Origin of the sequence: Pseudoduganella ginsengisoli, assembly GCF_009720865.1 — a bacterium.
In the GTDB taxonomy this organism is placed as follows: domain Bacteria; phylum Pseudomonadota; class Gammaproteobacteria; order Burkholderiales; family Burkholderiaceae_D; genus Rugamonas; species Rugamonas ginsengisoli.
Genome location: NZ_WNLA01000001.1, coordinates 995371 through 1017279, shown reverse-complemented (window position 1 = coordinate 1017279; position 21909 = coordinate 995371). Strand labels below are relative to the sequence as shown.

The following is a 21909-nucleotide window of genomic DNA, read 5'->3' as shown; positions in this document are numbered from 1 at the left end:
AATCAGGTTGCGGGGTGATCCCCCGCGCCGCCCAGCATTCAACGCCGGCCCAGCCACAAGCTAATCCGGGCCCGCAGTAATACCTACAACGTATTGGAGAAGCAACGATGACACAAATGCCACAAGATTTGCGCAAGCAGACGCTGGACTTGATCAATGCGAACAAGAGCGCCGACAGCGGCCAGGTTTCCGCACTGATCGGCGCCTGGCTCGCCGCGATCGATGAAGAAGACCTGTCCGGCATCGCGCCAGACAGCCTGGTTCCCGTGCTGTGGGAAGGCTTCGCAACGGCAGCCAAGCGCGAAGCGGCGGGCTGCGAAGTCACCAAGCTGCGCTACGCCGATGGCCGTGGCGGCATGGCGACCGCGTTGCTGATCCTGAACGATGACATGCCTTACCTGGTCGACTCCATCGTGATGGCGCTGCGCAAGCAGCGTTTGACCGCCAACGGCGTGTTGAACGCCGTGTTGCCGGTGACCCGCTCCGCCGATGGCGTGGCGACCAGCGTGGGCGGCGATGGCAAGCCTGAATCGTATGTACTGGTACTGCTGTCGGAAGAGCTGCATGGCGCCGACCTGGGCGCGCTGGTGTCGCGCATCGAGATGGTGGCAAGCGACGCCGCTGTCGTGCGCCGCGACCTGGTGGCAATGCAAAACCTGTTCGACAAAGTCGGCGCCGAAGCTGCCGCCGCGAACGGCGAAGAAGGCAAGGAAGTTGCCGCTTTCCTGGAGTGGGCCAAGACTGAAGGCTTCGAACCATTCGGCTACGCCTACTACAAAGTGATTCCAGGCGCCCGTGAACTGGAACGCGACATTCCATCGCGTATCGGCGTGCTGCAAGACACGTCGCACCCGGTCTATGGCACGTGCCTGGCCAATATCCCTGGCGACTTCGACACGCTGTCCAAGCGCGCGCACTCGCTGTCGATCGTCAAAGCCGACGTGGAAGGCACCCTGCACCGCGACCAGGCGCTGGACTTCATCGGCGTGCGCCACACGGACGCGCAAGGCGCCATCCTGGGCGAACATTGCTTCGTCGGCCTGTTCACGCGCGCGGCATCGATTACGCCGCTGGCCCGCATGCCATTCGCCCGCGGCCGCATCGCACAAGTGCTGCAAATTGCCGGCGTGCGCAAGGAAGGCTTCCGCGCCGAGAAATTCGTTGAAATCCTGGAATCGCTGCCTCGCACGGAAGCGATGGAAGCGGAACCGCAATGGCTGGCCGACGTATGCGGCGCCGTGGTATCGCTGTACAAGCAGCCGCGCACGAAAGTCTTCGCGCGCCGCGACGTGTATGCCCGCCACCTGAACGTGCTGGTATACCTGCCGCGTGAACGCTACTCGGCCAGTGTGGCGCATGCACTGGCCAAGGCGCTGCAGCAAAGCTCGGGCGCGGCCCACGTATCGACGCAAACGCTGGTGGCCGATGGCCCGCTGGCCCGCGTGTACCTGATCGCACACGCTGCGCGCTACCCGCTGGACCTGGAAAGCGACATCCAGCGTCCGCTGCTGTCCGTGCTGGATGGCTGGCACAACACGTTCTCCGCGCTGGCTGACGCTGAAAAAGATGAAGCCAAACGCACGTCGCTGCGCAAGCTGTGCGCAACGCTGCCGGTGGATTACGTTGCCGCTACCGCGCCGGCTGTCGCTTACCACGACCTGGGCGCGCTGCTGTCGCAGTCGGAAGGCAACCGCGTCGCTGCCCGCGTTGAACTGGGCACGGCAGAAAGCCCTGCCACCACGATCCGCATGTACTCGGTCGACAAGGTGCAATCGCTGTCGACCATCCTGCCTGCGCTGCACAATGCCGGCGTGGCCATCGACCGCGAACATACGTATTCGGTTTCGCTGGCCGACGGCAAGCGCCACTTCGTCACCAGCCTGCTGGTGGACGCTGCCAGCGCCGCCAAACTGGCGCAGCCTGGCGTGGCTGAGGTGGTGCAAGACCTGGTGACGTCGCTGTTCAACAATGAAGCCGAAGATGGCCGTTTAAATGGGCTCGTGATCGAAGGCGGCCTGTCGACCCGCCAGGTGCAGCTGGTGCGCGCCTACATGAGCTACTGGCGCCAGGCCGGCGCCCGTTTCCAGGTGCGCTATGTGGCGGAAACGCTGCGCAAGCAGCCGGCCCTGGTGAAGTCGCTGGTCGATGCATTCGAACAGCGCTTCAACCCGGCCAACGATGCAGCCACCCGCGAAGCCGCGAAAGACAAGCTGGCGGAAATCAAGGCTGGCCTGGGCAAGCTGAATCACGCCGATACGGAAGAAATCGCAGCGGCGTACATCGAACTGATTAACGCGACCCTGCGCACCAACTACTTCCAGAACAACCAGCAAGGCGACAAGATCATCTTCAAGTTCGACACCAGCCACCTGTCGCTGGTGCCGGAACCACGCCCATTCCGCGAAATCTACGTATTCTCGCGCCGCTTTGAAGGCGTGCACCTGCGTGGCGGCCCGGTTGCCCGCGGCGGCTTGCGCTGGTCGGACCGTATGGAAGACTACCGCACCGAAGTGCTGGGCCTGGTAAAAGCACAGATGGTGAAGAATGCCGTGATTGTGCCGGCTGGCGCGAAGGGCGGTTTCGTTTGCAAGATGATGCCGAAAGACGCGACCCGTGAAGTCATCGCGGCCGAAGGCGAAGCCGTGTACCGCCTGTTCATTTCCAGTCTGCTGGAAGTGACGGACAACCGCGTGCTGGGCGATATCGTGTCGCCGCAAGACACCGTGTGCTACGACGGCAATGACCCTTACCTGGTGGTGGCTGCCGACAAGGGAACGGCAACCTTCTCCGACATCGCCAACAGCATCGCCGTCAAGCGCGGCTTCTGGCTGGGCGATGCGTTTGCATCGGGCGGTTCGAACGGCTATGACCACAAGAAGATGGGCATTACCGCGAAGGGCGCTTTCGAAGCCGTCAAGCGCCACTTCTACGAGATGGACCACGACATGAACACCACGCCATTCACCGTGGTGGGCGTGGGCGACATGTCGGGCGACGTGTTTGGCAATGGCGTACTGCTGTCGAACCAGATCAAGCTGCTGGCGGCATTTGACCACCGCCACATCTTCCTGGATCCGAATCCGGATACCGCCGTGTCGTTCGCCGAACGCCAGCGCATGTTCGCGCTGCCACGTTCGTCGTGGGAAGACTACAACAAGGACTTGATCTCGAAAGGCGGCGGTGTGTTCCCGCGTACCGCCCGCACCATCGAACTGTCGCCGGAAGTCCGCGCGGCGCTGGATATCGAAGAGACGTCGCTGACGCCGGAAGAACTGATGCACCGCATCTTGCTGGCGCCGGTGGACCTGTTCTACAACGGCGGCATTGGTACCTACATCAAGTCGTCCAGCGAGACCCATGCGCAAGTCAAAGACCGCGCCAACGACAACATCCGTGTCAACGGCAATGAACTGCGCTGCAAAGTCGTGGCCGAAGGCGGCAACCTGGGCGCAACGCAGGCTGGCCGTATCGAGTTCGCACTGGCAGGCGGCCGTATCTTCACCGATGCGATCGACAACTCCGCCGGCGTGGATTGCTCCGACCACGAAGTGAACTGCAAAATGTGGCTGGACGTGGAAATGAATGCGGGCCAGCTGTCGGAAACCGCCCGTAACCAGCTGTTGAACGACATGACCATGGAAGTGGAACGCCTGGTCTTGCGCGACAACATCCAGCAAACCCGTTTGCTGGTGCGCGAACAGCAGGCGCAGGGCGAAGCGGCCGTGCAGGATGGCTACGCTGCGCTGATCGCCAGCCTGGAAGAAGAGGGCGCGCTGTCGCGCGAACTGGAACAGTTGCCATCGGTGGCTGAACTGGCCCGCCGCAAGCTTGACGGCCGTGGCTTGACGACGCCGGAACTGGCCGTGGTGATCGCCAACGTGAAGAACCGCTACAAGCGCCTGCTGCTGGCCTTGCCGCTGACGGATGAAAGCTGGGCGGAATCCGTGCTGCGTCCATACTTCCCGGCGCAACTGGTGGCTACCCGCAAACCACTGGCGCACCCGCTGGCCAATGCGATCCTGTCGACCATGCTGGCCAACGAAGTGGTGAACCGCTGCGGTCCACTGATGCTGCGCGAGCTGGCAAGCGAGCATAACGTCGATGAAACCGACGTGATCCTCGCTTGGGCACAGGCGTGGACTGCGCTGAACCTGGCGCCAGTGTTCGACACGCTGGATGCGGATGCGCTGAACGTACCGCGCGCGGTTGCCACCAAAGTGGATGCGCGCACCCGCGCCATGCTGCGTGCTGTGATGCAGGGCGTGCTGTCGGTCCCAAGCGACCAGCTGCGCAATGGCGCCGGCCTGGCGGAATTGACCCGCCTGTTCGCCGACCCGGCCATGCTGCAATCGATGACGGCCAATGTGGAATCGGAAGCGGATGCCGCGGCGCCGATTCTCAGCATGGAATTCGTGCAATCGTGGAAAGCCGTGGATGCCATCGAAGGCGTGGCGGCATTCGTGTTCGCAGCCCTGTCCGTGAAGCGTCCACAAGGCATGGATTTGCCGGCGTTCCTGAAAGTGGGCATGGCGCTGCGCAGCCAGGCCGGCATCGATACCTTGGAGCGCGGCCTGAAACTGCCGGCGCACACCCGTTCGCAAGAACAGTTGCGCAGCTATGCGCAGCAGGCGCTGCGCCGTACGCAACAGCGCCTGTTGACGCAAGTGTTGAGCCGCGCGACCAATGGCCACGATGCAGCCGAAGCAGTGGAGCTGGTGACCAATACGCTGGGCTTGTCGGGCTATCCGGCGGCCAGCGATCTGGAACAGGCGATGCTGGATGTGTGGGCGCTGTCTGAGGCAGTGAACGGTATCCCAATGGCGGCATAAGGACGGCAATAGTAAATGCAGCAGCAACAACAGCAACAGCTGCCGGAGGGTCTGGACGAATGCGTCCGGGCCTTCGCTACCGCCGATTTCACGGCGGTGGCGCAGCGTTTTTCCCACGCAGGTTTTGACGTTTCCCAGCCCGCCGATGGCGTGCTGACCATCCACAGCGATTCCGGCCACCAGCGCCCTGCAGTACTGGTGTCGGCCGGCGTGCATGGCGATGAAACAGGTCCGATTGAAATCATGGCGTACCTGCTGGACGCGCTGTCGCGCGAACCGCAGGCACTCAAAGTGGACTTGATGCTTTGCGTCGGCAACATCGGCGCCATCCGCGCTGGCAAGCGTTTTATCGACGCGGACTTGAACCGCATGTTCCGCACCGAGCGCGGCACGTTGGCAGGTACGGCGGAAGCTGCGCGGGCCGATGAAATGATTGCCGTCACCGATGATTTCTTCGTCAACGCCGGACCGCAGCGCTGGCACCTGGATTTGCATACGGCGATCCGTCCGTCGCACTATCCGGCGTTTGCCATCGTGCCGGAACTGATTGAAGACAAGGCCCGCACCCGGCTGATTTCGTGGCTGGGCCAGGCGGGCGTTGGCGCCGTCATCATGAATCCGAAATCCGTGGGCACGTACAGCTATTACTCGGCTGAACACCACGGCGCGGCCGGTACGACGGTGGAACTGGGCCGTGTCGGCACGCTGGGCCAGAATAACCTGGAACAGTTTGACGATGCGTCGAAAGCGCTGGATGCGCTGTTGCGCGGCAAGGCCGCGCCGGGCGACGTCCGGCAGCCGAACGTGTACAGCACGGCGCGCCAGGTCATCAAGTTAAGCGATGCGTTCACGATGGCGTTTGGCCGCGATACGTGGAACTTCACGCCATTAAAGCAGGGTGAGGAAATCGCCCGTGACGGCGATACCGTGTACCGTGTCGAGCATCCGGAAGAACTGGTGGTGTTCCCGAATCCGGACGTGCGGATCGGCTTGCGCGCCGCGCTGATGGTAGTACGCGTTTCCTAAGCGCAGCGGTGTAAGATAGGGACACGCCAACCTCTGGAGTCCTAGCCATGTCCCTATCCATGTTCCAGGTTTCCGTTCCCGCCTTCCTGCGCGCGCTGAATGTGCTATCCACATTGCTCGCCAAAGGTGAAGAACACGCTGCCGCACACGGCATCGTTCCCGATGTATTGCTGGGCGCCCGCCTGGCTGAAGACATGATGCCGTTGACGGCGCAAATCCAGCGCGTCAGCGATACCGCCAAATTCTGCGTCGCCCGCCTGTGCGGCATCGATGCGCCCAAGTTCGACGATGACGAAGCATCGTTCCAGCAATTGCAGGAACGGATCGCCAACACGGTGGCGTTCCTCAAGAGCGTCAACGACAAACAATTCGCAGGCAGTGAAACCCGTGAAATTACGCTGACGTTCGGGCCATACAGCCAGACGTTTACCGGGCAGGATTATTTGCTGACATTTGTGCTGCCGAACTTCTATTTCCACGTGACGACGGCGTATGACATCTTGCGTAGCCAGGGCGTCAAGATCGGCAAATTGGACTATTTGGGCAAGTACGCATGAACGTCCCCATGCTGCCTAACGAAAAAAACGCCCCGTGGCGTGAACCACGGGGCGTCGGGGAATGAGGGGAGGCAGTGATTACGTGGCCGATGCCGTTTGCAGCGCGCGCGGCGTGCGCTGCTTCACGGCCGGTGTGGCGGGCAGCGAGACTTTGCGCAGCGCGCCATCCACGGCTTCCGGCGCGGCCGATACCGGTGGCAGCGCTTCATCGGAATGCGCCTGATGCGCAGGCATCCAGCCCAGGATGGCGGCAGTGGCAGCCGCACACAGGATAATCACAGAACCTGCGGCCATGGCGGCCACGGCAGGCACACGATTGCTGACGGTAGGGATTTTCTTGATGATGGCCATCCTGGACTCCTGCATGTATTTGGTTTTGTACGAGCCTTAAGATTATCGTTTTGCAATAACTCAAAGCTAGGCAGTGAGCTGTATCAAAAGTAAGTATGTGTAACGACTTCCGTCACTTATAGTAGGGCCCTTGCCACAACTGGCCGCACAGTTGCCTTCTTGTACAAAAATTGCTCGTGAGCGCAACCGGTGTGGATCTATAATCGCTAGTTTTCCGAGAATCGCAGCAGGACGCGGCGGCACAACCGGCGCGGCAGCTTCACCTATACAAGGAATCGCCTGTGAATCAAACACTGGTCCAGAAATTGACCCGTACCAAGCCGCCTGCCGCCGACCATGGCGATGCGCATGCTACGAACACCCTGTCGCGCTCCATCGGCCTGTTCCCGCTGACGATGATTGGCGTGGGCGCCACCATCGGCACCGGTATTTTCTTCACGATGGTTGAAGCGGTTCCCAAGGCCGGACCCGCGGTGATCCTGTCGTTCTTAATGGCCGCCATTACTGCCGGCCTGACTGCGCTGTGCTATGCGGAACTGGCGTTTCGCATTCCCGCATCCGGTTCGTCGTATTCGTTTGCCTATGCGACGGTCGGAGAATTCCTGGCCTTTATCATGGCGGCCTGCCTGCTATTGGAATATGGCCTGGCGGCCAGCGCCACGGCCATCGGGTGGTCCGATTACCTGAACAATTTCCTGACGAATGCCTTTGGCTGGCAATTGCCGGCCGCGCTGCACAAGCCGATGGTGGTCTCCGGGCCGAATGGCGTGGAATGGCACATGGGCCAATTCAATTTGCCGCCGATGATCCTCGTCGGCCTGTGCTGCTTCCTGCTGGCGCGCGGCACCAAGGAGTCCGCCACCACCAATGCCATGATGGTGATGATCAAGCTGGCGATCCTGATTTTCTTTGTCGTCATCGCCTTCATGGGATTTGACGCGAATAACTTCACGCCCTTCTTCAAGGAAGCCACGGCGAAAAGCGTGGGCGGCATGGCAGGCGTGACGGCAGCTGCCGGCACGGTATTCTTCTCGTTCATCGGCCTGGACACGATTGCCACCGCGGGCGAAGAAGTCAAAGACCCCAAGCGCAACGTGCCGATCGGTATCCTGGCCGCGCTGGGCATCGTGACGGTGTTTTACCTGCTGGTGGCCGTTGCCGCGATGGGCGCGCAGCCTGCTGCCATGTTTGAAGGCCAGGAAGCCGGCCTGGCAGTGATCCTGTCCAATGTGACGGGTAAAACGTGGCCGGCGCTGATCCTGTCGGCCGGCGCCGTGATTTCCGTGTTCAGCGTGACCCTGGTGACGATTTATGGCCAGACCCGCATCCTGTACGCGATTGCCAAGGATGGCCTGATTCCGAAAGCATTTAAAACCGTGCACCCGCGCACGGCGACGCCGGTGGCCAATACCATCATCGTCAGCACCGTGGTGGGCATCGTGGCCGGCCTGGTGGATGCGACCTTCCTGTGGGATATGGTCAGCATGGGCACACTGACGGCGTTCATCGTCGTGTCGCTGGCAATTCCTGTCATCCGCCGCAAGGACAAGCTGACCGGCGACACCAGCGGCCGCCTGGGCTTCCGCGTACCATTCGGCCCTTACCTGATCCCAGGCTTGTCGATCTTCGCGTGCCTGTACATCATGCGCGACTTGTCGGCCACTACGTTCCGCATCTTCTCGATCTGGATGGTGGCTGCCGTGGCCACGTATTTCTTGTACGGCATGCGCAATTCCAATATGAACCGCAATGGCGCAGCAGCGGAAGCGCAAGTGGTGTAAGCGTTCCGCTCCCCAGTGAAACCCGGCTCGTGCAGCCGGGTTTTTTTATTTGCGCGACAGCGCTTCGAATTCTTCCAGCGTGCTGTCCAGCACAGGCACCAGGCACAGGCGGGCAGCAACGGCAGCGGCGCCGACAACGGAAGTAATGATTGCGATGAATTCCATGATGTGTCCTTTCATTTGGTTGTTGCAGTGCAGTATAGGGATGCCTGAGAAATAATTGAACTTTTCATTTGTGATGCATGCGATTCACAATGGGAATATCTTGTTGTGAGATTGGCACCCTGATGATTTACAAACTCGCACTCGGGTATCATTAATACTTATAAGCAAGTAATTCACGGGAGCGGGAAATGTCATTGCGCATCAAGCTGATGCTGGCGCTGTTTGTCACCGGGCTGGCGGCAGTCGCCATGGTGGGCGGTTTAACGTATTACAGTGTCAATTCCAAATTCGACACCATCCGCAGCCGGCAGGCGGCTGACCATTTCCACCACTATATGACCGCGTACTTCACCGAATATGGTGACTGGGAAACGGCGATTTCCACTGAATCGTTTGACCGGTTTGTGCAGCGCAAGGAATCGCAGGAAGGGCCGCCTCAGGGGGAGCGCGCCAGCGACATGCTGGAACGTATGCCGCCGGGTATTGACCAGAAGTCGCACCGCGCTGCCGGGGAAGAAGGCGGGCCTGAGTCTCGTCGTGGCGATGCCGGCCCGTCCCGCTCCGGCCAGCCTGGCGATCCCCGTCCGTCAGCCGATAAACCACTGCAGGATGGGCCACGTGCTCCTGCTTATGGTGTTCCGCGCCAGCAGGACGGCCAGCCGGATCAACGTCCTCCCGCCTATGGTGTGCCTCGCGCAGGCAGCCAGCCGCCGGAAGGCCCAGGGCAATTCCGTTCCGGCGGTGCGGACGACGGCCGTCCGCCACGTGACGGCGTCCGTCCGCCGCCACAAGACGGTATGCGCCCGCCGCCGCCGGATGGCCAGCCCTGGCCGCCGCAAGATGGCATGCGCCCGCCGCCAAGGGACGGCATGCGTCCTCCCGCTGATGGTTCGCGCCCGCCGCCACGCGACGGTATGCGTCCGCGTCCCGGCGACGGCGAACGTCCGCCACAGATCCAGGGGGCGCTGCCGCAGGCGCACGTGCACCGCGCAGCTTATGCCGCCGCACAGGACCCGGCCGCAGCTTCCGCCGGCGGGCAATCAAACGCCCCACGTCCGCGCGATGACCGCCCCGGCGAGCCGCGCGAGGCCGGACGCCGCGCGCTGGACGGCACGCCATTCCCGCCGCCACCGGCGGAAGAGCGCGACCACCGCCGCCGCGAACGTGAAGACCGTGCAGGCGGTCCGCCGCCATTCCGTTTCGTCCTGGCAGACAAACACTACACCGTGCTGCTGGGCGCCGGCCAATACGGTCCCGGCGCAGTGCTGGACAGTGCCGCCCGCGCCAAGGCGCGGCCTATCGTCGTCAACGGCAATACCGTTGCCTACATGTCGATGGAAGGCGTGGTCACCCCCAGCAAGAAAGAACAGGAATTCCTCGATGCGATGCGGTCATCGCTGCTGGCCGGGGCAGGCGCCGCCGCGGCCCTGGCGCTGGGCCTGGGCATGCTGCTGGCAGGCGGCCTCAGCCGCCGCCTAAGCAAACTCATGGGCGCTGTGCGCGCCATGCAGGGCGGAGCGTTGCGCCAGCAAGTGCCGGCCGAGGGCAAGGATGAAGTGGCGGCATTGGCGGGCGCGTTCAATGAAATGAGCGAGCAGCTGGCGCGCAGCCATGAAGAATTGAAGGCGTCGCACCAGACCATTTTGGAACAGGCGGAACAACTGAAAGAGTTGAGTATCCGCGACGCGCTGACCAGCCTGTACAACCGCCGCCACTTCGATGAGCAGGCCAACACGCTGTACCACCAGGCGGTGCGCCACAAGCGCCCGATCAGCCTCGTGATTGGCGACATCGACTTCTTCAAGAAGATCAACGATAACTTCTCGCACGCGACGGGGGACGTCGTGCTGCGCCACGTGGGGGCGATCTTGCGCCAGCACGTGCGCCTGTCCGATCTGGTGGCCCGTTATGGCGGCGAAGAATTCGTGCTGGCGCTGCCGGACACGGATGGCAAGCAAGCCGCCGCGCTGTGCGACAAGCTGCGCTCGCTGATCGAAGCGCACCCATGGCATGAAGTACACCCTAACTTGAAGGTCACGATGAGCATGGGCGTGTTTGCCGACTATGCGGTGGGCACGGCGGAAGCCATGCTGCAAAAGGCTGACGAGTTGCTGTACAAGGCAAAAGAAACCGGCCGCAACCGCGTGTGCCACGCGTGATGTGACAGGCGGTCGATGTGCAGCAGGCCGTTATGGCACGTCAGCCAGCGCGGCCAGCGCGGGCAAGCCATGCGCCGCCCGCGCGCTGTTGCATTCCGGCGTGCCTTCCGTGAATTCGCGGCACGTCGACGAACGCTGCAGGTAAATCGAACAGCCTACCGACTGTCCCACTTCTCCCTGCAGCGCGATGCAGCGCACCGGCTTGCGCTCCGTGCCGCGCATGGCCACGTGGTGCGGCGTTACAGGGATTACCAGCTGTGCAGGCACGCTGCCGCCCGGATGGTCGTCGGACTCGGCCCAGTAAAACGAAACGCGGAAATTGGCGCAGCACGCGCCGCAGCTTTGACAAGATGACATCTGGTAGCAATGAAACAAGTACTGGCCGCCATGATACCTGCTGTTGCCATGCTGTGGCGCGGTTGTCGCGCCACAGCCGCTATCCGGTGCTGTGGATGGATTGCTCAGCTATACTGGGTAAACACACGCGCCGCCCATGAAACGCTTTCCGACCAGCTTGCTGATACTCTGTGCTGTTGCGCACGGCGCTGCTATCGCCGGCCAGCAAGACATGGTTTTCATCGCGCCGACCAACCACACGATGCCGATGGCGCGGTTTGAAAACGGCGTGCTGGTCGAAGGCGTGCTGAAAGACCTGGGCGATTTGATTGCGCTGCGGATGGGCAGGCGCGCCGTGTATGTCAGCGTGCCCAGCAAGCGGGTCGGCGACGTGCTGGCTGCAGGCGGCGCCGATGCGCTGTGCTATGTGGTGCCCGTGTGGATAGACGGGCACTTTAACTGGACCAAGCCGTTCATCACGTCCAATGCCGTGGTGGTGGCGCGCAAGGATGCGCCCGTGGTGAAATCGCTGGCCGACCTGGCCAATAAACCGCTCGGCACAGTGATGGGCTACCGCTATCCGGAAATCGAGCGCATGCTGGGCAAGCGCTTCGTGCGCGAAGATGCGCCGAACACGGAACTGAATTTCCGCAAGCTGGTGGTGGGACGCATGCAATATGCGACGATCGACCAGATCGCCTTTGAATACCGCGTGCGCCAGGACCCGTCGCTGGCGCTGCGCAAGGATGTCGTGTATGCGTCGGTGGCGACGCAGTGCGCATTTTCACTGCAATCGAAAATCCCGTTTGCGCAGGCCGAACACGCCATCGATGCGCTGGTGCAGGACGGCAGCGTGGCGGCCGTCCTCAATCAATACGCCAAATAGCGCGCACTAAACCGCGCTGACGTTGCGCCCGATCGCTTCGCTGTGCACGATGATTTTTTCCGCATCCGCTTGCAGCAGGCGGATACGGCGCTGCACCAGCGGCCAGCCTGGCCAGGCCACGGCTTCGCCTTGCTGCTCAGGCGCCGGCGCGTCCGGTGCGGCAGGTGCGCCGCCGCCATGCGGAGCCAGGGCGCGCGCCAGCGGCTTGCACACTTGCACATGGCTGTGCTCCAGCAGCGCGTTGACAGGGCCGGCCGGGATGTCTTTCACATGGCGGCGTAAAATCGCCCGCAGCGCTGCCACGTGCGCCACCAGCAAATAATTCTGCACGACGAATAAATTGATATCTTCCGCCGCGCGCTGCTTGCTGGCCGGTTCATCGAGCATGCGCACCATCGCCGCCGATAAAGCCGCCAGGCTGTCCATCAAGCGTTTGCGGTCGATGCGGTAGCGGAAATCATTGCGGCACTTGCCCTGCAACAGTTCAAAGCTCGATTCCATGTAGCGCAAATTCGCTTCCAGTACTTGCCGCACGAGGCGGGGCAGCGACTGGAATTCCCAGTTCGGCAGCACAAAGCTGAACAGGGTTGCCACGGCTGCGCCGATGAACGTATCGACCAGGCGCTCCATCACGAGGTCCGTATTGCCGGGCGCGATCAAATGCATTTGCAGCAAGATCATCACGGATACGGCAATCGCCGCATAGCGGTAGCGCACATACAGGAACGTGGGCGTGGCCACTGTCGCGAGGATCAGCACACCGACAATGACAGGCGTGTAGTGGGCAAACTTCAGCACCAGCGCCGTGATCACGCAGCCGATGATCGTGCCAATAATGCGGTCGGAACGGCGCTGCTTCGTCATCGCAAATGACGGCTTCAAGATGATGACGATGGTCAGCACGATCCAGTAGCTGTGGGCCGCATAGGGCAGCCACTCAGCGACGGCCAGGCCGGAAGAAATCGCCAGCGCCACGCGCAGCGCAAAGCGGAACACGGGCGAGTCGCGCCGCAAGTGCGACAGCATCAGCTGCAATTCATACTGTTGCTGCGACAGGAAAGGCTGCATGTCCGCATCGACCCAGAAGGGCGTGCCTTCATATTCCTTTTGGCTGGCCACATGCAAATCGCCGATGGCGCGTATGATGGCGCGGAGCTTATTGTGCTGCGCGCGCAGCACGGCCAGCGCTTCGTGCACCGGCGCCCCTGCCGCTACCTGCTGCTGCAATTGTTCGATATGGCTTTCCACGGCAGCCAGTTCCGCGCTGTAGTCGATCGCTTGCGTGGACGCCTGCTTGCGCGCGACGGCATAGCCGACGGATTCGATATCGCGCGCAGCCTTGTACGCCAGGTCATGCAGCGCCTTCAGCACGGGCGAATCCGCCAGGTGCGTGCGCAGCTGCGCGTAGTCCGTGTGCGTGGACAGCACCAGTTCATACAAATCCAGCATGCACACGTGGATTTGCACGACGATGGCATCCTTGCGGTTCTGGTGCGAACGCAAGATCAAATCACGCGACGCCTGCTGGCGGTCAGCCAATAAACTCTGGTGGCGCACCAGGCGGTTGAACTGTTCCGTAAGATTGAAGCGCGTGTCGTAAAAGTCCGCCTTGATATCGATGTACGCGGCCAGTTCAAACAGCGCTTCGGCCAGCACCTGCTGCTTGATGCGGTGGCGCAGCAGCCATGCCAGCGCCATCGCATATCCCAGATAAGCGACGCTGCCCAGCAAGAACAGGGCCGTATGCGACAACGCCTGGCGCACCGTCATCGTGTGCTCCATCGACATCGTCATGATGAACAGCGCCGCCAGCTGCAGCGGCATCGACTTCTTGCCATACACCACCATCATGCAGGCAAAGAAGCTGACAGCCACCATCATCGGCATCAGCAGCCAGGGATACGGCCCGCACAGGCTGATGATCAAGGTCACGCCCGTACACAGCAGCACCGACGCCAGCATTTCATTGAACTTGTGCCGCAACGGGCTGGGCATGTCCATCAGCGCCGTGCACAGCGCGCCGATGCAGACCGTCATTGCCGTGTTCATGTCGGACAGCGGCAATGCGATCAGCGTGACGCCGATCAGGCCCGCGGCAAAGCGCAGGCCCAGGTGGAAGTAATGGCTATAGAAAAACGTGCGCAGGCTAAGTGCGTAATGCATAGGAGGCCATAGCTGTAGGGCGGATTAGCCCGCCGGGCGTAATCCGCCATTGCATGCGTTGCGGTGGCGCCAGCATGGCGGATTACGCTGCGCTAATCCGCCCTACGTAAAGCGTTACAGGATAAATGCGAAACTTAGAACACCGACAGCACCGGATAGCGGCGCCATTCAGGTTCCGCATGGCGTTTGCCGTTATGGAAGATGAAGGTCAGCACGGCATCCTGGTTGGCCAGCAGTTCCGGATTGGCCTGTTTCCATGCAGTGAATTTGGCTTTCAGCTCCGGTTCCGTTTCCAGCATTTCCAGCGCCAGGTCTTCAAACACGTAATCGGAAAACGCTTCCTTCTTTTCCAGCACGCTGTTGAAGAAGCCCCAGCGGAAGAAGCTGTCATGGCCTTGCGGCTCCAGCGTCTCTACCGCATAGCGGGCATTGTCCTGGTCCAGCGGCACCAGGAAATCGCCCACGGCCAGCTGGAACGCGCCGGTGCGCGCTTCCACTTGCACGTCGTCGTGGAACATGTGGCCTTCATACGCGGTCGGACGGGACGTGACGGAGGCAATGTGGTAGTACTGCGCGTTGACCGTGGTGGCTTGTTCCACGCGCGTCATCTGCACGCCATTCCATTGCAGGCGTTCGATGACTTCGCGCCACTGCTGCGGCACCACGTACATTTTCGGCGCGCGCACGGCCACGCTGGCAGGGAAGCTGTTGTAGTACTTGATGTCGCGTTCCCACGGCTGCGAGCGGTCATACGACAGGCGCGTGTAATTGCCGATCACGCTGGCGTGGCGCCTGGCAGCATAACCCTTGAAGCGGAACGTCGACGTATTGGTTTCATCCAGTTCCCACATGACGGGCCATTCGGCGCGGGTGCGGCCTTCAGCTTTGGCGGCGGCGCGCAAGCGCTTGATTTCCGGGCCGTTGGCGACGGTGAACGCCATCACGGATTCCACCAGCGCGCGCATTGAATCGTAGCGGTCCGCGAACGGTTTGAGCATGTGCGTTTCCGGCATGAAGCCGATGATGTGGTGCAGCGCCGTGAAGCCCGTCGAGAAGCGGGGCACTTCGAGGAATTCCACCAGGCCGTCGTCCGGGATGTCCGTCATCGGGTTGACGTATGGGCAGGTTGGCCAGCCCCGCTTGTCCATGTCCGAATAGATGGCCGGCAGCATGGTGTTGCGCAGGAATGAACCCAGGCCGCCTCCGAGCTTGTCAGCCTGCGTGTGGATCAGCGTCATCGTGTACGTGTAATCGGCGCCGTTCGACGTGTGGGTGTCGACCATGACGTCCGGATCCCACGTGGTAATGAGCTTGTTGAACACTTGCGCATTCAGGCTGTCGCACTTGATGAAGTCGCGGTTCAAGTCCAGGTGGCGGCTGTTGCCGCGGAAGCCGAATTGTTCCGGGCCATCCTGGTTCACGCGCGACGTATTGCTGCGGTTCAGGCAACCGTCCACGTTATAAATTGGCACGAACAGCAGCACCGTATCGCCCAGTGCGGCCAGGCGCTCTGGCTGGAAGCACAGGTCGCGCACCATGGCCATGCAGGCGTCCACGCCTTCCGGTTCGCCCGGGTGGATGCCGTTATTGTTGAAGAACACCGTGCGGCCAGCGCGCTTGATGGCGTCGCGGTCGAAGACGCCGTCCGCGCTGACGACGCCCTGGTGGATAGCAATCCCGCCGTCGGACACGCCAATTTGCTCAAAGCGCAGCACTTGCGGGAAGCGGCGCGCCAATTCTTCATAAAAGGCGATGCATTCGGTCCACAGGGTGGTCTGGTTACGGTTGCCCTTTTCATAAGGCGTGAGCATTTCTGCGTGCATGGCGTCTGGATCTCAGAGGAATGTCGTTGGGGGATGGGCCGGGTAGGCGCAGGGGAGGAATTGTATCACCGGTGTGGCGTGAAAGCCGCGCGCCGCCCCGTTTGCCAGACCTTTTCCACGGGGCTTGCGCTCCTTCATATGGCAGGCCGGAGCGGCATGCTCCACTGAAGCCTACCTGTGGAGGTGGACTATGAAACTAACGTTGGGTTTAAAGGTGGGCATATGCACGGCGCTGCTGTCAACGCTGGCAACGGTGGCTGTGACGCCAAAAGTGCAGGGTGCGGGCAGCACCATCCATACGGCGCAGGATGGGCGCGATGCGGTCCACCTCGATGGCGGCCAGGCGCTGGTGCGTTTCAAGGGGATGACGGTGCTGGTCGATCCCGATGCGGCAACGGCGGAGCTTGCGCCGGTTGACCTGGTGCTGCTGCGCGGCTGCGGCGCCGTGCAACTGGCATGGCTGGCGCGCCAGCGGCTGGACCGCGCCGTGGCCGTGGTGGCGACGCCGGGCGGCCAGTGCGCGACGGAAGTGCGGGGGCAAGGCGTGCGCCGCATCCAGGTGCTCGGCATGTGGGGCGCTTATACGCTGAAACTGGGGGCTGGCGCCGTGCGCTTGACGGTTATGCCGGCCATGATGGCGGACGGGCCGGAGGCCGGCGCCCCGGACCTGGCGGCCGTTCCGGGTGTCATGATGGATTTCTCGGACAGTCAAGGCGCGTCGTACCGCATTTACGCGGGCGGCGAAACCGATGGTCCTGCGCTGGCCGCGCTGCCGGCGCGGTTTCCCGGTGCGGATATGGCCATTGTGCGGCGCGATGGTGCGCCGGTGCTGGCTGCCGTCGAAGCGCGGCGTGACGGCAGCCGTGTGATGCGGGAAGTGGCGCTGAATCCGGAAGACCCGGCGTATGGCATCGTGGCCGTCAAGCGCCGCTAATCAAGTGTTTCTTTAAGTGTTTTTTTCAGTCCATGCGGCAAAGGCGTTGACGAACTTGGCCAGCACTTCGCGCGTCTGGTCATTGTTGATGCGGCCATCCGGGCCCAGCAGGTTGGCCGCATTGCCGATATAGGCTTCCGGCGATGGCATGACGACGCCATTCAAGGTCACCAGCGCCTGGCGGATATTGTGGTTGGCGCCAAAGCCGCCCACGCCGCCTGGCGACGCCGTGGCAATCGCGATGGCCTTGCCATTCCAGATGCTCTTGCCCCATGGGCGCGAACCCACGTCGATGGCATTCTTGACCGATGCGGGCATGGTGCGGTTGTATTCCGGCGAAACAATCAATACGCCATCGACTTTGGCCAACTGTTCGCGGAAGCGGGTCCATGGTGCAGGCGGCGTGCCGGCGTCGTCCAGGTCCTGGTTGTACAGGGCCAGGTCGCCGATCTCGGCCACTTCAAATTCCAGCGACGACGGCGCCAGGGCGATCATTTCCTGGGCGAGTTTGCGGTTGATCGAATCTTTGCGCAGGCTACCGATCAGGACAGCGATTTTCTTGGGCATCACAGACTCCGGTTGTTGTTGAAGGAACAAGTGCTCAATGTACCTCAGACTCGAAAAACTTGCGCAACTCGTCGTACAGGAAATCCATCAGCGCGCGGATGCGGGCCGTGTCTTTCAAGTCGCGGTGCGTCAGCAGCCATAGCCCGGTATCGAAGGCAGGGTCATGGGGCGTCAATTGGCGCAAATTGCGGTCATTGCCTGCCAGATGCACGAGCAGCGGCGCCAGGCCGACGCCTTCACGGACCGCGTCCACCATCGTCAACAGGCTGTCGGTGCGCAAGGCGATGCGGTGGTCCGGCACGTTGCCGGCCAGCCAGCGGGCTTGCGCCAGGTGGGCCAGGGAATCGTCGAGGCCGACCCAGTCGTGTTCCGCCCAATTGTCGGGCGCAATGCCGCGGCCCCTGGCAGCTTTCAGGTAGCCAGGCGCGCCAAAGATGGCGCTGTGCATGGCGCCCAGCCGTTTGCCCACCAGCGTGTCCGGCGGCGTGTTCGATGGACGCAGCGCCACGTCCGCTTCGCGGCGGTTCAAGTTCAGGAAGGCATTGTTGACCACCAGGTGCAGCCGCACGTCGGGATGCAGGCGGCGGAAGCAGGCCAGCGCAGGCAGCAGCATCGAGCGGGCCAAGGTGTCCGTGGTGGTGATGCGGATGTCGCCGGACAGCGCCGTATCACGGCCTTCGACAGCGCGCTGGGCGGCCGCCACCTGTTCCGCCAATGGACCCATCCGTTCGCGCAACGTATCGCCGGCCGGCGTCATCACGTAGCCGGTCTGGAACCGTTCAAACAGGCGCACGCCCAGCGTGCGTTCCAGGCTGTCCAGGCGGCGCAAGACAGTCGAGTGGTTGACGGCCAGTGTCCGCGCCGCGGCGGCAACACTGCCGCCGTCGCAGACCGCGGCGAAATACCGCAAATCTTCCCAGTCCAGGCTTGTGCTTGAGTTCTGCATATTTGCATAACGATTTTGAGAATATTGGGAATATTAATGCGTTTTTGCCGAACCTATACTGGCCTGCATCCATTACTTAAAAGGAGTAACGCCATGCTGACCCTGTACACCGCTGATACGCCGAACGGCCACAAAGCCACCATTGCCCTGCAAGAACTGGAACTGCCCCATGTGGTGGAACTGGTGGACTTGAATGCGGGCGAACAGCACACGGAAGCGTTCGCCGCCATGAGCCCTAACCACAAGATCCCGCTGCTGGTCGATGATGGCCGCGCAATCTTTGAATCCGGCGCCATCCTGATCCACCTGGCGGACAAGGCGGGCCGCCTGTTGCCGGCAACAGGCGCGGCGCGCAGCGAAGTATTGCAGTGGCTGTTCATGCAAGTGGGCAGCATCGGCCCGATGCTGGGGCAGCTGTGGTGGTTCCGCCATGCCGGCAAGGATAACGAGCAGGCGCTGCAGCGCTATGGCCGCGAAGTGCGGCGGCTGTATGGCGTGTATGACCAGCGGCTCGCGTCCAATGAATGGCTGGCGGGCGGCGCGTATTCCATTGCGGATATCGCGACGTGGCCGTGGCTGGCCTCGCACCATGAACTGGGCGTGGAGATGGCGGACTACCCGCACGTGGCGGCCTGGCTGGCCAGGATTGGCGCGCGAGATGCTGTGCGGCGCGGCGTGGCGCAGACCAGGCGCGTAGCGGCTTGCTCGGTGGAGCAGCGGCACGACGGCGCGATAGCGGTTGCGCAGGCAGCTCGCCACAGCGGTAATGGCACAGCGGCCGGAACGAGTGAAGCCGGCGCCGGCGGGCACGTGGCGGACGCGAGTGCATGATGGCTGCCTGGCTGTTGTTGCTGGCGGCCGCCATGGCGGACATTGGCATGGCGGTCGCGCTGAAATATGCGCAAGGCTGGACGCGGCTGTGGCCCAGCCTGATCGGGCTGGCGCTGGCCAACGGTGCGATTGCATTGCTGACGGTGTCGCTGCGCCAGTTGCCGGTAGGGACGGCGTTTGCCGTGTTCACGGGGCTGGGTGCGGCCGGGGTGGCGGCGCTGGGTATCGTGTATTTCGGGGAGAGCGCGTCGCCGTTGCGGCTGATGCTGATTGCGCTGATTGTCGTGGGGATTGCGGGGTTGAAAATGGCGCCGGCATAAATGACGTAACCGGCGCCATTGGGCGCGATTATTCCGCGCCCATTTCTTTCAGCAGATTATCCGCATGGTCCACATGCTTCATGTTCCACAAGATGTAGCGCAGATCCACCTGGATGTCACGCGTATTGGCCTTGTTGAAGTCCCAGTCGGAAATGATGGAGTCCAAGGTGCCGTCAAACGCCAGGCCGACGAACTCGCCCTTGGCATTGAGTGCAGCGGAACCCGAGTTGCCACCGGTGATGTCCAAGGTCGCCAGGAAGTTCACCGGCACCGTACCCAGTTTCGGATCCACGTATTTGCCGAAGTCCTTGTGCTTGATGGCGTCCAGCTGGGCTTTCGGCGCATTGAACTCGCCTTGTCCCGTGGCTTTGGCGGCAACGCCTTTCACGGTGGTGAATGCATTCCACGCCAGGCCATCGGCCGTACCCCATGGGCGGCCCATGATGTTGCCGAAGGTGACGCGCAACGTGCCGTTGGCGTCCGGGTACACTGCCTGGCCTTTCGACGTCATGTAAGCAATCTTGGCTTTCATGTAGGTCGCATAAGCTTGCTGCAGGTTGCCCGCCAATTCTTCCTCTTCCGCTTCTTCCTTGATGACGCCGGGGTACATGGCCACGGCAGCCTTGATGAAGGCGTCGTCGCTGGACTGGAACTCGGCCACGGATTTGCCGATCCACGCTTCGCGGGTGGCGGCGTCGCCCAGCTTGCTGCCGGCGTACAGCTTGTCCATCGCGGCTTTCAGTTCAACGGCGCCCATGCCGGCCTTAATGCCGACCGACGCATCCCAGTTGGCATTGTGTTCTGCCGCAGGCTGCGCCGCATACTTGGCCAGGTGATGCATGACCAGCGCCTTGTCGACTTTCTCGTCATAGCTGCGCGACAAGGCGGCAATGCTGGCCTTGATGCGCGGCAAGTCACGTTCCTGGAAGCCCGCCTTGCGTTCCGCATTCGGCTTTTGCGATTCATTGGCCAGGCGGTACATCAGGCGCGCCGCGTTCAGCAGGCGCGGCTGCGAATAGTTCAGTTCGAAGTCGCGCTTGACGTCGGCGTCGCGCTTGGCGATCAAGCCTTCCACTTTTTCAATATCCGCCGCGTATTCCTGCTTGCGCTTGGCGTCTGCATTGACCCACGCTTTCATGTCCGCGTGTTCTTTGGTCTTGCGGGCCAGGAAGTCGCTGTTCGCGTACGAATCCAGCATGCCCTGGCGGTTCTTGTAATAGTTGTTGGTGCTGGCCACGGTGCCGGCATACTTCAGCGCCATGTCGCGGTCACCCTTGGTTTCGCGGTCGATGATGGCCAGGTTATCGCCCGACGCTTTGACGAAGTTCGGGTAATTCCAGCCAAACGTGAAGTCCACTTCCGATGGCAGGCGGTGGCGGTTGGTGCGGCCCGGATAACCGAGCGCCATGACGAAATCGCCTTCCTTGACGCCTTCCTTGGCCAGCTTCAGGAATGACTTCGGCAGGTAAGGCACGTTGTCACGGCTGTAGTCGGCCGCCTTGCCATCCTTGCTCACGTAAGCGCGGTAAAACCCATAATCGCCCGTGTGGCGCGGCCACATCCAGTTGTCCGTATCGCCGCCGAATTTGCCGACGCCGGCCGGCGGCGCGTGCACCAGGCGCACGTCGCGGATTTCCAGCTGCTTGATCATGTAGTACTCAAGGCTGCCGTAGAAGGCGGACACGGTGCAGCGGTGGCCTTCATCTTTTTCACACTCGGCCACCAGCGCTTTCTGGTTCTTTTCAATCGCGTCATTGCGCGCCTTGCCGGTCAGCTTGGCCACGGCAGGCGTGATGACTTTGGCCGTCACGTTGGCCACGTCCTTGGTCACGTAAATACGGCTGCCTGGCTTGGCCGGCACTTCATCGGCCAGCGTCTTGGCCAGGAAACCGTTGGCCAGGTAATCGTGTTCAGGCGTGGAATTGTGCGCCACGCTGTCATACACGCAGTGGTGGTTGGTCGCCACCAGGCCCTGCGGCGAAACAAACGATGCCGAGCAATTGCCCAGGCTGACGATCGCATTCATCGGGAATTCAGTCAGGCGGGTCAGTGTCGCGGGATCCAGCTTCAGGCCGGCGGCCTTCAATTGTTTGGCAACTTGCGGCAGTTGCTGCGGCATCCACATGCCTTCGTCGGCATAGGCGTTGGCGGCGCTCAGCATCGCGAGCGCGATCAGGGTCTTTTTCATCTACAGGCTCTTGGCGGGTTGAATATGGCTGTGGCCCGGATCGGGCC

At 62.0% G+C, this 21909-nt stretch carries 16 protein-coding genes; 9 read left to right on the top strand and 7 right to left on the bottom strand.

What is annotated here, in order from left to right; translation table 11 throughout:
- Window positions 1-107: 107 nt before the first annotated feature.
- Genes GM668_RS04440 through GM668_RS04430 form a run of 3 tightly spaced genes read left to right on the top strand, consistent with a single transcriptional unit; the run spans window position 108 to window position 6412 of the window.
- Complete coding sequence (locus tag GM668_RS04440; RefSeq protein WP_155437663.1) at window positions 108-4829, top strand: NAD-glutamate dehydrogenase domain-containing protein; 4722 nt, start codon at window positions 108-110, stop codon at window positions 4827-4829.
- A gap of 15 nt (window positions 4830-4844) precedes the next feature.
- On the top strand, window positions 4845-5855 hold the full coding sequence (locus tag GM668_RS04435) for a succinylglutamate desuccinylase (protein WP_155437662.1): 1011 nt from the start codon (window positions 4845-4847) through the stop codon (window positions 5853-5855).
- A 47-nt stretch (window positions 5856-5902) separates the two neighbouring features.
- Window positions 5903-6412, top strand: a complete 510-nt coding sequence (locus GM668_RS04430) for a DUF1993 domain-containing protein (protein ID WP_155437661.1) — start codon at window positions 5903-5905, stop codon at window positions 6410-6412.
- A gap of 78 nt (window positions 6413-6490) precedes the next feature.
- Here GM668_RS04430 and GM668_RS04425 read toward each other — a convergent pair whose 3' ends face one another.
- Window positions 6491-6763, bottom strand: a complete 273-nt coding sequence (locus GM668_RS04425) for a hypothetical protein (RefSeq protein ID WP_155437660.1) — start codon at window positions 6761-6763, stop codon at window positions 6491-6493.
- Window positions 6764-7044: 281 nt separating this feature from the next.
- Between GM668_RS04425 and GM668_RS04420 the strand changes: the two genes are divergently transcribed.
- Both GM668_RS04420 and GM668_RS31055 read left to right on the top strand, forming a co-directional pair.
- Complete coding sequence (locus tag GM668_RS04420; RefSeq protein WP_170305471.1) at window positions 7045-8544, top strand: APC family permease; 1500 nt, start codon at window positions 7045-7047, stop codon at window positions 8542-8544.
- Between the two features lie 353 nt (window positions 8545-8897).
- Window positions 8898-10868 carry a sensor domain-containing diguanylate cyclase gene (locus GM668_RS31055; RefSeq protein ID WP_229498884.1) on the top strand — a complete coding sequence of 657 codons (1971 nt, stop codon included), beginning with the start codon at window positions 8898-8900 and terminating at the stop codon, window positions 10866-10868.
- A 30-nt stretch (window positions 10869-10898) separates the two neighbouring features.
- Here GM668_RS31055 and GM668_RS04410 read toward each other — a convergent pair whose 3' ends face one another.
- Window positions 10899-11225 carry a YkgJ family cysteine cluster protein gene (locus tag GM668_RS04410; protein WP_155437659.1) on the bottom strand — a complete coding sequence of 109 codons (327 nt, stop codon included), beginning with the start codon at window positions 11223-11225 and terminating at the stop codon, window positions 10899-10901.
- Between the two features lie 136 nt (window positions 11226-11361).
- Here GM668_RS04410 and GM668_RS04405 point away from each other — a divergent pair, with 136 nt between their 5' ends.
- Entirely contained in the window at window positions 11362-12090 is a 729-nt protein-coding gene (locus tag GM668_RS04405; protein WP_155437658.1) for a substrate-binding periplasmic protein, read from the top strand.
- Between the two features lie 6 nt (window positions 12091-12096).
- Here GM668_RS04405 and GM668_RS04400 read toward each other — a convergent pair whose 3' ends face one another.
- Together GM668_RS04400 and GM668_RS04395 are read right to left on the bottom strand one after the other, a co-directional pair.
- The gene (locus tag GM668_RS04400; RefSeq protein ID WP_155437657.1) at window positions 12097-14253 is read right to left on the bottom strand and encodes an FUSC family protein; all 2157 of its coding nucleotides are present in this window, start codon (window positions 14251-14253) and stop codon (window positions 12097-12099) included.
- A 134-nt stretch (window positions 14254-14387) separates the two neighbouring features.
- A complete protein-coding gene (locus tag GM668_RS04395) occupies window positions 14388-16076 on the bottom strand; it encodes a M14 family zinc carboxypeptidase (RefSeq protein ID WP_155437656.1) in 1689 nt (562 codons plus the stop codon).
- A 190-nt stretch (window positions 16077-16266) separates the two neighbouring features.
- Between GM668_RS04395 and GM668_RS04390 the strand changes: the two genes are divergently transcribed.
- Window positions 16267-17010 carry a hypothetical protein gene (locus tag GM668_RS04390; RefSeq protein WP_155437655.1) on the top strand — a complete coding sequence of 248 codons (744 nt, stop codon included), beginning with the start codon at window positions 16267-16269 and terminating at the stop codon, window positions 17008-17010.
- 12 nt (window positions 17011-17022) lie between these two features.
- On the opposite strand, the gene GM668_RS04385 is transcribed toward GM668_RS04390, so the two are convergent.
- Window positions 17023-17577, bottom strand: coding sequence for an NADPH-dependent FMN reductase (locus tag GM668_RS04385; RefSeq protein WP_155437654.1), 555 nt, complete (start codon window positions 17575-17577; stop codon window positions 17023-17025).
- Window positions 17578-17611: 34 nt separating this feature from the next.
- A complete protein-coding gene (locus GM668_RS04380; protein ID WP_155437653.1) occupies window positions 17612-18523 on the bottom strand; it encodes a LysR family transcriptional regulator in 912 nt (303 codons plus the stop codon).
- A gap of 93 nt (window positions 18524-18616) precedes the next feature.
- Here GM668_RS04380 and GM668_RS04375 point away from each other — a divergent pair, with 93 nt between their 5' ends.
- Complete coding sequence (locus tag GM668_RS04375) at window positions 18617-19354, top strand: glutathione S-transferase family protein (RefSeq protein ID WP_155437652.1); 738 nt, start codon at window positions 18617-18619, stop codon at window positions 19352-19354.
- Window positions 19351-19674 (top strand): DMT family transporter, encoded by a 324-nt coding sequence (locus GM668_RS04370; protein ID WP_308506807.1) that lies wholly within the window; start codon window positions 19351-19353, stop codon window positions 19672-19674. The genes GM668_RS04375 and GM668_RS04370 overlap by 4 nt, the downstream gene beginning before the upstream one ends.
- 28 nt (window positions 19675-19702) lie before the next feature.
- Here the strand turns inward: GM668_RS04370 and GM668_RS04365 are convergent, their stop codons facing one another.
- On the bottom strand, window positions 19703-21862 hold the full coding sequence (locus GM668_RS04365) for a S46 family peptidase (RefSeq protein WP_155437651.1): 2160 nt from the start codon (window positions 21860-21862) through the stop codon (window positions 19703-19705).
- Window positions 21863-21909 lie beyond the last annotated feature (47 nt).

Coding starts and splice junctions, on each gene's coding strand:
- GM668_RS04385 (WP_155437654.1), bottom strand. CDS start 17,577: ATGCCCAAGAAAATCGCTGTCCTGATCGGTAGCCTGCGCAAAGATTCG.
- GM668_RS04405 (WP_155437658.1), top strand. CDS start 11,362: ATGAAACGCTTTCCGACCAGCTTGCTGATACTCTGTGCTGTTGCGCAC.
- GM668_RS31055 (WP_229498884.1), top strand. CDS start 8,898: ATGTCATTGCGCATCAAGCTGATGCTGGCGCTGTTTGTCACCGGGCTG.
- GM668_RS04375 (WP_155437652.1), top strand. CDS start 18,617: ATGCTGACCCTGTACACCGCTGATACGCCGAACGGCCACAAAGCCACC.
- GM668_RS04440 (WP_155437663.1), top strand. CDS start 108: ATGACACAAATGCCACAAGATTTGCGCAAGCAGACGCTGGACTTGATC.
- GM668_RS04370 (WP_308506807.1), top strand. CDS start 19,351: ATGATGGCTGCCTGGCTGTTGTTGCTGGCGGCCGCCATGGCGGACATT.
- GM668_RS04395 (WP_155437656.1), bottom strand. CDS start 16,076: ATGCACGCAGAAATGCTCACGCCTTATGAAAAGGGCAACCGTAACCAG.
- GM668_RS04380 (WP_155437653.1), bottom strand. CDS start 18,523: ATGCAGAACTCAAGCACAAGCCTGGACTGGGAAGATTTGCGGTATTTC.
- GM668_RS04410 (WP_155437659.1), bottom strand. CDS start 11,225: ATGTCATCTTGTCAAAGCTGCGGCGCGTGCTGCGCCAATTTCCGCGTT.
- GM668_RS04400 (WP_155437657.1), bottom strand. CDS start 14,253: ATGCATTACGCACTTAGCCTGCGCACGTTTTTCTATAGCCATTACTTC.
- GM668_RS04425 (WP_155437660.1), bottom strand. CDS start 6,763: ATGGCCATCATCAAGAAAATCCCTACCGTCAGCAATCGTGTGCCTGCC.
- GM668_RS04435 (WP_155437662.1), top strand. CDS start 4,845: ATGCAGCAGCAACAACAGCAACAGCTGCCGGAGGGTCTGGACGAATGC.
- GM668_RS04390 (WP_155437655.1), top strand. CDS start 16,267: ATGAAACTAACGTTGGGTTTAAAGGTGGGCATATGCACGGCGCTGCTG.
- GM668_RS04430 (WP_155437661.1), top strand. CDS start 5,903: ATGTCCCTATCCATGTTCCAGGTTTCCGTTCCCGCCTTCCTGCGCGCG.
- GM668_RS04365 (WP_155437651.1), bottom strand. CDS start 21,862: ATGAAAAAGACCCTGATCGCGCTCGCGATGCTGAGCGCCGCCAACGCC.